The following is a 12,113-nucleotide window of genomic DNA, read 5'->3' on the forward strand; positions in this document are numbered from 1 at the left end:
GTTGATTGGGAGTGTATTTTCCGTTGTCGAAACAGAGGGTGCTTTCTGTCCCAACGGCTACGCATTTATTAACCCAAACAGCCAAAATACTTGAAATAATTCACGTATTGCGCATTTTCCGAAACTCTAGTATGCTGTATTCATAAAATTCAAAGGAGGCTGCTCCATGAATGAGACCTATAAATGGCTGTATGACTACTACGCCCTGCCGTTGATGAAAGTCGGCAAACAGGCGGATGCGCTCAAAGAGCGGATCGTCTCCCACGGCAGCCCTGCGGACGCGCTGTTCCTGTGGGACCGGCTGGAAGACCTGTGCCTGCTGTGGGGCACGGAGTCCTTTGCCATCGGGCTCCAACTGGGCCTGCGGCTCATGGCGGGCCAGCGGGCGGACGGGCTGCTGATCTCATAAAACTCTCACGAAATATCCGCCATCTCCAGGTACTTGTACCCGTTCTCCGCAATATGGTCCTTCCGGCCCTGGAGGTTGTCCCCCAGCAGCAGGTCGAACACCGCCGCCGTCTGCTCCACGTCCTCCGGCATCACCCGGATCAGCCGCCGGGTCTCCGGGTTCATGGTGGTCAGCCACATCATGTCCGGGTCGTTCTCGCCCAGGCCCTTGGACCGGTCGATCTTGTACTTCTTCCCCTCCAGGGATTTCACGATGTCGTTCTTCTCCTTGTCGGAGTAGGCGAACCACGTCTTGTCGCCGCTGTTGATCTCAAACAGGGGCGTCTCCGCGATATACACGTACCCCTCCCGGATCAGGGTGGGGGTCAGCCGGTACAGCATGGTGAGGATCAGCGTCCGGATCTGGAAGCCGTCCACGTCGCCGTCGGTGCAGATGACCACCTTGCTCCACCGCAGGTTGCCCAAGTCAAAGGGCGCCACGTTCTTCACGTGCTTGTTCTGGACCTCCACGCCGCAGCCCAGGACCTTGATGAGGTCCGTGATGATCTCGCTCTTGAAAATCCGGGCATAGTCCGCCTTCAGGCAGTTCAGGATCTTGCCCCGCACCGGCATGATGCCCTGATACTCGGAGTCCCGGGCCAGCTTCACGCTGCCCAGGGCGCTGTCGCCCTCCACGATGTAGATCTCCCGCTTGTCCACGTCCTTGGTGCGGCAGTCCACGAACTTCTGGACCCGGTTGGCGATGTCCACCGAGCCGGAGAGCTTCTTCTTCACGTTCAGGCGGGTCTCCTCCGCCTTCTCCCGGCTGCGCTTGTTCAGCAGCACCTGCTCGCCGATCTTCTCTGCGTCAAAGGGGTTTTCAATGAAGTAGATCTCCAGGTTGCTGCGGAGGAACTCCGTCATGGCCTCCTGGACGAATTTGTTGGTGATGGCCTTCTTGGTCTGGTTCTCGTAGCTGGTCTGGGTGGAGAAGTTGTTGCTGACCAGCACCAGGCAGTCCTCGATATCCGCCCAGGTGATCTTGCCCTCGCTCTTCTGGTACTTCCCCTGGTCCCGCAGGTACTTGTCGATGGCGGAGACAAAGGCGGACTTGGCCGCCTTCTCCGGAGAGCCGCCGTGCTCCAGCCAGGAGGAGTTGTGGTAGTGCTCGATGACGTTCACCTTATTGGAAAAGCAGCAGGCCACGCTGAGCTTCACCTTGTACTCCGGCTTGTCCGCCCGGTCCCGGCCCTTCTTCTCCGTCTGCCAGAACACCGGCGCCGTCAGGCTCCCCTCTCCCGCAAGCTCCGTCACATAGTCCATGATGCCGTTTTCGTAGAGGAACTCCGCCTCTTCGAACCGACCCGGCTCTGTCTCGTTCCGGAACCGGAAGGTGACCCCGGCGTTCACCACCGCCTGGCGCTTCATCACGTCGGTGAAGTACTCCGCCGGGATGGCGATGTCCGTGAACACGTCCAAGTCGGGAAGCCAGCGGGTGCGGGTGCCGGTTTTTCTGGCCTGGCTCTTGAGCAGGGGCGCCTTCCCCAGCTCCCCCACGATCTCGCCCCGCTGAAAGTGCAGGGTGTATTCAAAGCCGTCCCGCCAGACGGTGACGTCCATGTACCGGGAGGCGTACTGGGTGGCGCAGGCACCCAATCCGTTGAGCCCTAAGGAATATTCGTAGTTGTCGCCGGAGACGTTGTCGTACTTGCCGCCGGCGTACAGCTCGCAGTACACCAGCTCCCAGTTGTACCGCTGCTCCTTCTCATTCCAGTCCACCGGGCAGCCCCGGCCCGCGTCCTCCACCTGGATGGACCGGTCTGCAAACCGGGTGACAGTGATGGTCCGGCCGTGGCCCTCCCGGGCCTCATCGATGGAGTTGGAGAGAATCTCGAACACCGCGTGCTCGCAGCCCTCCAGTCCGTCAGAGCCGAAAATGACGCCGGGCCGCTTCCGGACCCGGTCTGCGCCCTTTAATGCCGAAATGCTGTCGTTGCCATAGTCCTGCTTCTTGGTTGCCATTAAGTTCCTCCAAAGGCAGTGTCTGCCGTAAAATTCATAAATTTATTGTAGCACACCCGGCGCTGTCCTTCAAGTGCTCCCCCAAAAGACGCCGTGATCCCGCCCGCTTCCCGACGCTTCACACAAATTTTACAAAAATGTTATTGCGTAAAATTTCTCATAACCTGGCCGTCACCCAGCTCAATGCCCTTTTCATCGGGGTTTTGCACATTCTCCACAGAGTTTTCCACACCGTTATGTCAACTTTTGAAATACGAAAAAAATACCGCGCCGCGCACACCCCGGCCGGACGCTCCGTTTTTCGGATCAGATGCTTTTACAGAGCGCCTTTTCAGCCAGCCGGATACCCGGAATTTTTTTGTAGTTGCAAATGCAATATATGCGCACATTTGGATATGCTAATATATTGCCAGAAGAAATCCCTCTCCCCTTGAAAGTATTTCAAAAAACGGAAAAAGGAGAATTCTATATGAAGTTCTATATCTGCAAACATTGCGGCAATGTCATCACCAAGCTCACCTCCGCCCAGGTGCCCGTGAAGTGCTGCGGCGAGGAGATGCATGTGCTGGAGGCCGGTGTCACCGACGCCGCCCAGGAGAAGCACGTGCCTGCCGTCACGGTGGAGGGCAGTCTGGTGAAGGTGGACGTGGGCTCTGTCACCCATCCCATGACCGCCGAGCACTTTATCCAGTGGGTGGTGGTGGAGACTGAGCGGGACGCCCTGATCCACTGGTTCCACCCGGAGGAGACGCCGGAGGTCGTGTTCGCCCTGGCGGAGGGCCAGACTGCCAAGGCCGTTTATGCCTACTGCAACCTCCACGGTCTTTGGAAGAAGGACCTGTAAGCTGCGAGACACCAGACCGCCCCGGCGCTGCACAGCGCCGGGGCGGTCTTCTGACTTTTGAGATCGGATATATTTAGGATATAGGAAGCCTCTGTGGGTGCAGCATCCCCAAAGCGGGACGGCATGGCATTCCCGCTTCAGCCGAGCAGCACCAGGACCACGCCGTAAATCACCGAGGCCAGGGTGCCGAACACGATCACCGGCCCGGCGATCAGGAACATCTTGGCCGCCATGCCGGTGACGAATCCCTCGCTGCGGAAGTCGATGGCCGGTGAGACCACCGCGTTGGCAAAGCCGGTGATGGGCACCAGCGTCCCGGCGCCGCCAAAGCGGGCCAGCTTGTTGTACAGGTTCAGCCCCGTCAGCAGGGCGGAGAGAAACACCAGCGTGCAGGAGGTGGCGGTGCCCGCCGTCTTTTCCTCCAGGCCGGCGGCAGTCCAGCCGTTCAGGATCAGCTGGCCCACCACGCAGATGGCCCCGCCCACTACAAAGGCCAGGACCGTATCCTTCAGCAGCGGCGACTTGGGGCCTTCTGCTTCACATACTGCTGGTATTCCTGCGGCGTCATATTCATTGAAAATCCCCTCCAGGCCATTTTCCCATAGGGTCTCCTGCTTGTTCGGAAACTATACGCACTTGCAAACCTGCGCGGAAGGGAGTACACTGTTGCCCGAAGATTTGTGTGTTTGGAGGAATCCCCATGAGACCCATGCCCGCCCCGCTGGGCCTGTATATCCACATTCCCTTCTGCAAGAGCAAGTGCGTCTACTGCGACTTCTACTCCCTGCCCCGGTCCGAGAGCCGGATGGACGACTACACGGATGCCCTGTGCGCCCATCTGGCGGAGACCGCCCCCTTCGCGGCGGGCCATCTGGTCGACACCGTGTACTTCGGCGGCGGCACCCCCAGCTATCTGGGGACCAAGCGGCTGGTGAAGATCCTGAAGACCATTCTGAAAAAATACAAGGTGGACAAGCAGGCGGAGATCACCCTGGAGGCCAATCCCGACTCCGCCGGGGACTGGAAAGAGCTGCGCACCCTGCGCCGGTGCGGGTTCAACCGCCTCTCCCTGGGAATGCAGTCCGCCGATGACGAAGAGCTCTCGGAGATCGGCCGGGTGCACACCATGGCTCAGACGGAAGCCGCCGTGGAGGCCGCCCGGAAGGCCAAGTTCCAGAATCTCTCCCTGGATTTGATTTACGGCCTGCCCCATCAGACGCTGGAGGGGTGGCAGAAAAACCTTTCCGCTGCCTTGGACCTGACGCCGGAGCATCTCTCCTGCTATGGGTTGAAGGTAGAGGAGGGTACGCCCCTTTTTGCCCGGCGGGGGACCGCGGGTCTGCCGGGGGACGACGCCCAGGCGGACATGTATCTCTACACGGTGGAGTTCCTGAAGGCCCAGGGCTATGAGCAGTATGAGATCTCCAACTTCGCAAAGCCGGGCTGCGCCTCCCGGCACAATCTGAAATACTGGACCCTGGGGGAGTACGCCGGCTTCGGCCCCGGCGCCCACTCGGACTTCGGCGGCGTGCGGTACGCCTACACAAAGGATCTGGAGGGCTATATCCGGGGCGTGCGGGACCACGCCCCCATGCTGTCGGAGAGCGACCGCATCCCACCCCTGGACCGGGACACCGAATGGGTAATGCTGGGCCTGCGGACCACGGCGGGTTTGGACCCCAAGGCATTTGAGCGCCGCTTCCGCCGCCGGTTCACCTGCTTTCTGCCCTTCCTGGACCAGTGCGCCAGGGCCGGCTATGCGGTGGAGGAGGACGGCCGCTGGCACCTGACGCCCCGGGGCTTTCTGGTGTCCAACCAGATCATCGGTGGGATGCTGGATGCCCTGGCCGCGGACAAACAGCGGCGGGCCGATGCCGCCGCCCGGGGAGATTTCCGGGTGAACCTGGATTGAATGAAAAAAGCCGCCCGCTGGAATGCTCCGGCGGGCGGTTCTTTCTCATGCCTTCCGGGCCCGGATGGCATTGACCGGGCAGCCGTTGGCCGCGTCGAAGGCCCCCGCCTCCTCCGCCGGGGTCCGGGGCTGGGCCTGCACCACGGACACCCGCCCCTGGATCTGAAACACGGCCGGCACCGCCGCCGCGCACATCCCGCAGCCGATACACCGGGAGGCGTCCACATTGACTGTCATGCGCTTCCTCCTTTTCCGCGGGCTGCGCCCGCTGTTCCCTTTTATTGTAATACACCGCGCCGGTTTCTCCAAGTCTTTTCTGCGGCGGGCGGAACTTTTTTCCCGCAGACGCCGTCTTGTATTTGGGAGACTCTGTGCAATCTGGTGGATTTTGTTGCCCCATTCCCATTTACTTTTCCGCCTGTTTATGCTATTCTGAAGAGGATTATGTAGACCATCTCAGCTGCAGCTTATGGAGGTATGACATGAAAAACACCCTGCGCAAAACCCTGTCCCTGTTTTTGGCGTTCACGCTTCTTTGCTCCCTGGGCCTCACCGCCGCCGCGTCCGAGGCCATGGGCGAGGACCTGACCTCCAAGGGCACTCTTTTGAACCAGAAGACCCAGCTCTCCACCAATGTGTTTTGGAGTACTGCGTACTCCGACCTGCGGACGGAGAACGTCGTCACATACGAGCCCAATGCAGATGTGACGCCCATCGTCACCTTCGGGGACTCCCTGACCACCCGCACCACGGTCACCTCTGCGGCCCGGGCACTGGAGAGCCAGGGCTACCGGGTGGCGGCGGGCATCAACGGCGACTTCTTCAACACCTCCAACGGCCTGCCCATCGGCATCCTGGTGTCGGAGGGAGAGGTCCTCAGCAGCGACGGCGGCTACTACGCCATGGGTTTCCGGGAGGATGGCTCTGCTGTCATCGGCAAGCCCGGACTCTCCATCTCCGCCAACCTGGGCTATCAGGGTTCGGACAGCAGCGGGTACTTCACGGACATCATCCGCACGGTGGCCGGCATCAACAAGGCCCGGGTCTCCACCGGCGGCATCTACCTCTATACATACGACTTCAACAACCGGCACACCACCGGCAATACCGAGGCCGGCGTGGACGTGCTGTGCACCATCGTGGACGGCTCCCTCTCCATCGGCGGCACCATGACGCTGGTGGTGGACCAGGTGATCGAGGCCACCTCCGCAACGGCCATCGGGCCGGACCAGATTGTCCTCTCCGCCAACGCCCTCTCCAACACCTACTACACCGACGCCCTGCGGAACATCCCTGTGGGCGCCACGGTGACCGTCACCGTCTCCGCCGCCAATGAGGCGTGGAACGATGTGCAGTACGCCGTGGGTGCCTTATACTCCCTGGTGCAGGACGGCGCCGTGGTCTCCGGTCTGCCCTCCGGGGTGAACCCCCGCACGGCGGTGGGTGTGACAGCTGACGGCACCGTGGTGTTCTATACCATCGACGGCCGCCGGTCCGGCCACTCCATCGGCGCCAGCCTGAGCCAGGTGGCCCAGCGGATGATCGAGCTGGGCTGCGTGGCCGCCATCGGCCTGGACGGCGGCGGCTCCACCACCATCACCGTGACGCAGCCCGACGACACCACCGCCGCTACCATCAACCGTCCCTCCGACGGCAGTGAGCGGGCGGTGGCCAACCACCTGTTCCTGGTGGCCACCAATGAGCCCACCGGCGAACTGGGCCACTTCTACGTCCAGGCGGACAACGCCTACGTTCTGGCGGGCAGCAAGGTAGAGATCTCCGCCGCCGCCGTAGACACCAACTACATCCCCATGGACGAGGACTATGACTACGACCTGGAGGCCTCCGACGGGGAGCTGGACGGCAATATCCTCACCACCCCGAAACGGGGCGGTGAGATCACCGTCACCGCCTCCAGCGGCCGCAGAGAAGGCTCTACCACCGTCTACGCCATCGAGGATCCCACGGACGTGGTGATCCGGGACAGCAGCGGCACCGCGCTCACCACGCTGAATGCCGCCACCGGCACCACCACCCAGCTGGCCGCCACCGCCGCCTACAACCACATCTCCCTGAAGGCGGATCCAGAAGCCTTCACCTGGGAGGTCACCGGCGACATCGGCACGGTGGATGAGCACGGCCTCTTTACTGCCGCCGCGCCCGGCACCGGCACCATCACGGTCTCCGCCGGCCGGGCCAGAGTCTCCATCCCCGTCACCGTCTCCAGCTCCGGCACGGTCTCCGCCGGCGGCGTCATGGAGGTGGAGTCCTTTGAGGGCAGCACCACCATCTTCCGGGGCAGCGGCAGCAACATGGACTTCAGTCTGAACCACAGCGCCGACACCGTGCGGATGGGCAGCGGCTCCGCCAAGGTGGATTACACTCTTACCGAAACCGGCGCATCCCAAGGCGCCTACACCGCCGAGTGGCGGGCCTCCAAGTCCACGGGCATCGACTGCAGCACCTATACTGCCCTGCACCTGTGGGTCTACGGCGACGGCTCCGGCAACATCCTGTCCCTGCTGTACAACGATGGCGCCGCAGGCTATCAGTCCCTCCAGGTAACCCCGCTGGACTTCACCGGCTGGAAACAGGTCACCGTCACCCTCCCCGGCGCACACTTCGAGATTCAGGGTCTGCAGGTCAGCGCCACCACCGCCGCAGACGGTACGGTTTCTGTCGGCGACAAGCTCTCCGGCACCATCTATATCGACCACATCACCGCCACCGCCTCCGGCACGCCGGACAACGCGGCGCCTGTGGTCTCCGCCTCCCTCGACAATTCCCTCTGGCAGGTGACCGCCTCGGTCGCCGACGCGGTGGATGGCATCCTGCCAGCGGGCAGCGTCACCGTCACCTACAACGGCGCCCCCTACGGCAGCTATGATCCCGCCACCGGTCTTGTGACCGTGGCCCTGCCCGGCCCCGGGGAGAGCCACGAGGCCATGCGGATCACCATCACCGCCCGGGACCTCTCCGGCAACATCGGCCGGGCCTCCGTGGATGTGGAGCCCTACGGCGTGGACCACAAGTTCACGGACATCAACGACTACTGGGCGGCCACCTATGTGGACTTCCTGTACAACGCCAATATCACCACCGGCTATGCCGACGGCACCTTCCGGCCCAACGACAACATCTCCCGCCAGCAGTTCGCGGTGATGCTGTATCGCTACCTGGGGCTGGACGGCACCCAGTATGAGAGCGTGACGCTGCCCTTCGCGGACAACGCCTCCATCGGGGATTACGCCCTGACGGCGGTGAAGGCCCTGTACACCGAGGGCATCATCAACGGCTCCACCGGCAGCGACGGACGGCTGTACTTCAATCCCGGCGGGTCCCTGACCCGGGCCCAGGCCGCCGCCATGATCGGCCGTACCCAGGAGAAGGGCTACGCCATTGTCGATCTGACCTTCTCCGACACCGCCTCCATCCCTGCCTACGCCACCTACTACATCCAGACCATGGCGGCCCAGGGCGTCATCAGCGGCTATGCGGACGGCACGTTCCAGCCCGGAGCCAACATCACCCGGGGTCAGATGGCCAAGATCCTCTACAACCTGATGTGAGTTTCGCCTTTCAGAGGCCGGCGCATCCGCGCCGGCCTCTCCTTATGGAGAGCGTCTTTTCGGAATCTGCCGGGTGCTGCAAAGCGCTATCGACTCCAATCCCCTGTGATTTCAGGAAAGGGTCTCCCCCGGGGCCCGTCCAGGCAAATGCCGCCGGGCACAGCCCTTCCCGGTCGGCCTCTATTCAGGCGGCCAGGGCTGTCCGGTGAAGCCGGAAGATGGAAACGGTGCCTGTTGACAGCTCCTGCCCCAGGGTGTAAAGTAATCATATTCCACATCCTGTCCGCGGACAGGATGTCTCTTTGCGAGGAGGCCCCCCATGAAGCTGAGACGTTCCGCCTGCATTGACACGCTGTACCTGGAGCTGCCCTTCCTGGACCGGTTCCAGGCGGCAAAGGAGGACGGCTTTGACGCCGTGGAGTTCTGGAGCTGGGCGGACCGGGACCTCTCTGCCGTCAAATCGGCATCAGATCGGGCCGGGATCCCTGTCTGCGGCTTCAACGGGGACGCGGACCTCTCTCTGATCGACCCTGCCCAGCGGGAGGCGTATCTGGCCTTTCTGCACCGCTCTCTGGAGGCGGCCCGGTTCCTGGGCGCCTCCGGCGTCACCGTCCACTCCAACGGTCTGGGGCTGGGGGGCGTGGTGCTGGCGCCCCGGGAGGACCTCTCCCACACGGTGAAGCTCTGCTCCCTGTACGCGGGCCTTGCCGCCAGCGCCCGCCTGGCGGAGGAGGCAGGCGTCACCCTCTATCTGGAACCGCTGAACATCTCCACAGACCACCCCGGTAATTTTCTGCGGGACACGCAGACGGCGGCGGAGCTGGTACGCCTGATCGGCTCTCCCCGCCTGAAGGTCCTGTATGACATCTACCACATGCAGCTGAACGAGGGCCGCCTCTGCGACACCATCCGGCAGTACGCCGATACCTTCGGCCATGTCCACGCGGCAGACGCCCCTGGCCGCCGTGAGCCCGGTACCGGGGAGATCGCCTTCCCCCGGGTCTACAAGGCGCTGGAGGCCGCCGGCTACACAGGGCTGGTGGGCTATGAGCTGTTTCCCGCCCGCTCCACCCGGGAGGCTGTAAAGGCCATTCTGGACGCCGGCTGACACGTTGACCGGTACCCCCTGTATTCTGCGAAAAAGGACGGATCCAACAAGATGCACTCCATAAAAATCGCTCTCTCCCGCTATGGCTGGTTCACTGCCGGGGTCCTGCTGAACGCCTTCGGCGTGGCCCTGATTACCAAGGCCGCGCTGGGGACCTCCCCCATCTCCAGCCTGCCCTATGTGCTGAGCCTCCGCTTTCCCGTCACGCTGGGACAGTTCACTTTTTTGATGAATATGCTGTTCATTCTGGCGCAGGTCCTGCTGCTGCGGAAGGACTTCCGTCCCGTTCAGCTCCTACAGGTTGCTGTGAATGTGGTGTTCAGCCTGTTCATTGATGTGAGCATGGGACTCCTCTCCTGGATGGAGGTCGGTGTGCTGCCCATGCGGCTGCTGGCGCTGGCCGTGGGCTGCGCCGTGCTGGGCTTCGGCATCAGCGTCGAGGTGGCGCCCCGGGTGCTGATGGTCCCCGGCGAGGGGATCGTCCAGGCCATCGCAGTCGTCACCGGCCGACAGTTCGGCAATGTAAAGACGGCTTTCGACGCCACGCTGGTGTCCACAGCCCTGCTCCTCTCCCTGCTCTTCTTCCATCAGCTCCAGGGCCTGGAGATCGGCACCATTTTTTCCGCACTGGCGGTTGGCCGGTTCGTGAACCTCTATAACCGGAGACTGCCGCTGATCTCCCGCATCTCCGCCCTGGGTGCAAGAACCTGAAAAATCAGTGTTGCATCCCTTCCGTTGTTATGGTATATTAGCAGATAAGTAAGTTGGCCTGCCGGCCAGGAAGGATCTGTGAACCCGCGTGGACGAACCTCCGTTGCCCACCCATACATACCGAGGTGTCTTTCAGAAGGACAGTCTGCCCCAAGGGGTGAGACTGCCCTTTTCGCGTTTTGGGCCTCAGGGATCCGCTGATTTTTTTGAGGAGTGATGATTTTTCCCATGGACAGTTCCACTATATCAATGACCGTGGCCATCGTCCTGCTGGTGATGATGTCGGCCTATTTCTCCGCCACGGAGACCGCCTTCTCCTGCCTGAACAAGATCCGGATGAAGAGCCGGGCGGAGTCCGGCGACCACCGGGCTGCTCTTGCCATGGACCTGGTGGAGGACTATGACCGGCTGATCTCCACCATCCTCATCGGCAACAACATCGTGAACATCACCGCCTCCACTGTGGGCACAGTGCTGTTCACCAAGCTGTATGCGGCTTACGGCCCCACCGTCTCTACGGTGGTGTTGACGCTGGTGGTGCTGATCTTCGGCGAGATTTCCCCCAAGAGCCTGGCCAAGGAGCACGCGGAGAGCTTCGCCATGTTCTCCGCGCCCATCCTGCGGGTGTTTCTGCTGGTCCTGCGGCCACTGAACTTCCTGTTCTCCCAGTGGAAGCGGCTGCTGAACATGATCTTCCACCCCTCTGAGGACCAGGGCATCACGGAAGAGGAACTAATCACCATGGTATCCGAGGCGGAGAACGAGGGAGGTCTGGACCAGCACGAGAGCCAGCTGATCCGCTCCGCCATCGAGTTCGGCGACCTGGAGGCCGGGGACATCCTGACGCCCCGGGTGGACATCGTGGCGGTGGAGGACTCTGCCTCCATGGAGGAGATCGCCGCCGTGTTCGCTGAGAGCGGCTACTCCCGCCTGCCGGTGTACCACAAGGACGTGGATGACATCGTGGGCGTGATCCATGAGAAGGACTTCAACGCCGCCCGCTACCGGGGCCAGGGCAACATCTCCGGCTGCATCACGCCGGTCCACTATACCACCGCCAATGCGGACCTGGGCCTGCTGCTGCGGACGCTGCAGAAAAAAAAGACCCACATGGCCATCGTGGTGGATGAGTACGGCGGCACCGAGGGCCTGCTGACCATGGAGGACATCCTGGAGGAGCTGGTGGGCGAGATCTGGGACGAGCACGATGAAGTGGTGGAGTCCTTCCGCAAGCAGAGCGACGGCAGCTTCCTGGTGGCCGCCGGCGCCGACCTCTCCGACTTGTACGATCTGTTCTCCATCAAGGGGGACTGCGACGCCAGCACCGTCTCCGGCTGGGTGATCGACCAGCTGGGCCGCCTGCCCCTGGTGGGGGACCACTTCCAGGCGGAGGGCCTGGACGTCACTGTGACCATGGTGGACCACCGCCGGGTGCTGGAGGTTCGGGTGGCCGTGGCGGCGGAGGCGCCGGAGACCGCGGAGGGCGCGGCACAGCACTGACCGGACGAACCCGCCGCCCGTCCCGCCAGAGCCCCGGCGGGACGGGCGGCTCCCTCATTT

The 12,113-nt window shown here is 62.5% G+C and carries 10 protein-coding genes; 7 read left to right on the forward strand and 3 right to left on the reverse strand.

Annotation, left to right across the window (positions count from 1 at the left end; genetic code table 11):
- Positions 1-166 precede the first annotated feature (166 nt).
- Positions 167-409 (forward strand): hypothetical protein, encoded by a 243-nt coding sequence (locus tag EIO64_RS07155; protein ID WP_119311634.1) that lies wholly within the window; start codon positions 167-169, stop codon positions 407-409.
- Positions 410-414: 5 nt separating this feature from the next.
- Here EIO64_RS07155 and EIO64_RS07160 read toward each other — a convergent pair whose 3' ends face one another.
- Positions 415-2,409 (reverse strand): DNA gyrase/topoisomerase IV subunit B, encoded by a 1,995-nt coding sequence (locus EIO64_RS07160; RefSeq protein WP_119311635.1) that lies wholly within the window; start codon positions 2,407-2,409, stop codon positions 415-417.
- A 469-nt stretch (positions 2,410-2,878) separates the two neighbouring features.
- Here EIO64_RS07160 and EIO64_RS07165 point away from each other — a divergent pair, with 469 nt between their 5' ends.
- The gene (locus EIO64_RS07165) at positions 2,879-3,253 is read left to right on the forward strand and encodes a desulfoferrodoxin family protein (protein WP_119311636.1); all 375 of its coding nucleotides are present in this window, start codon (positions 2,879-2,881) and stop codon (positions 3,251-3,253) included.
- A 137-nt stretch (positions 3,254-3,390) separates the two neighbouring features.
- Here EIO64_RS07165 and EIO64_RS07170 read toward each other — a convergent pair whose 3' ends face one another.
- Positions 3,391-3,738 carry a SpoVA/SpoVAEb family sporulation membrane protein gene (locus EIO64_RS07170; RefSeq protein WP_346730085.1) on the reverse strand — a complete coding sequence of 116 codons (348 nt, stop codon included), beginning with the start codon at positions 3,736-3,738 and terminating at the stop codon, positions 3,391-3,393.
- 215 nt (positions 3,739-3,953) lie between these two features.
- On the opposite strand from EIO64_RS07170, the gene hemW reads away from it, so the two are divergent.
- A complete protein-coding gene (gene hemW, locus EIO64_RS07175) occupies positions 3,954-5,165 on the forward strand; it encodes a radical SAM family heme chaperone HemW (RefSeq protein ID WP_119311637.1) in 1,212 nt (403 codons plus the stop codon).
- Positions 5,166-5,210: 45 nt separating this feature from the next.
- Here hemW and EIO64_RS07180 read toward each other — a convergent pair whose 3' ends face one another.
- The gene (locus EIO64_RS07180; RefSeq protein ID WP_021747569.1) at positions 5,211-5,402 is read right to left on the reverse strand and encodes a ferredoxin; all 192 of its coding nucleotides are present in this window, start codon (positions 5,400-5,402) and stop codon (positions 5,211-5,213) included.
- A gap of 245 nt (positions 5,403-5,647) precedes the next feature.
- On the opposite strand from EIO64_RS07180, the gene EIO64_RS07185 reads away from it, so the two are divergent.
- The 4 genes from EIO64_RS07185 to EIO64_RS07200 all read left to right on the forward strand — a co-directional run bounded on the left by EIO64_RS07185 (position 5,648) and on the right by EIO64_RS07200 (position 12,053).
- Positions 5,648-8,734: a phosphodiester glycosidase family protein gene (locus tag EIO64_RS07185; protein WP_136891069.1), complete on the forward strand. Its 3,087-nt coding sequence runs from the start codon at positions 5,648-5,650 to the stop codon at positions 8,732-8,734.
- A gap of 319 nt (positions 8,735-9,053) precedes the next feature.
- A complete protein-coding gene (locus EIO64_RS07190; RefSeq protein WP_136891070.1) occupies positions 9,054-9,842 on the forward strand; it encodes a hydroxypyruvate isomerase family protein in 789 nt (262 codons plus the stop codon).
- A 51-nt stretch (positions 9,843-9,893) separates the two neighbouring features.
- Positions 9,894-10,553 carry a YczE/YyaS/YitT family protein gene (locus tag EIO64_RS07195; protein ID WP_249390837.1) on the forward strand — a complete coding sequence of 220 codons (660 nt, stop codon included), beginning with the start codon at positions 9,894-9,896 and terminating at the stop codon, positions 10,551-10,553.
- A 228-nt stretch (positions 10,554-10,781) separates the two neighbouring features.
- The gene (locus EIO64_RS07200; protein ID WP_036629886.1) at positions 10,782-12,053 is read left to right on the forward strand and encodes an HlyC/CorC family transporter; all 1,272 of its coding nucleotides are present in this window, start codon (positions 10,782-10,784) and stop codon (positions 12,051-12,053) included.
- Positions 12,054-12,113 lie beyond the last annotated feature (60 nt).

The organism is Dysosmobacter welbionis (genome assembly GCF_005121165.3).
In the GTDB taxonomy this organism is placed as follows: domain Bacteria; phylum Bacillota; class Clostridia; order Oscillospirales; family Oscillospiraceae; genus Oscillibacter; species Oscillibacter welbionis.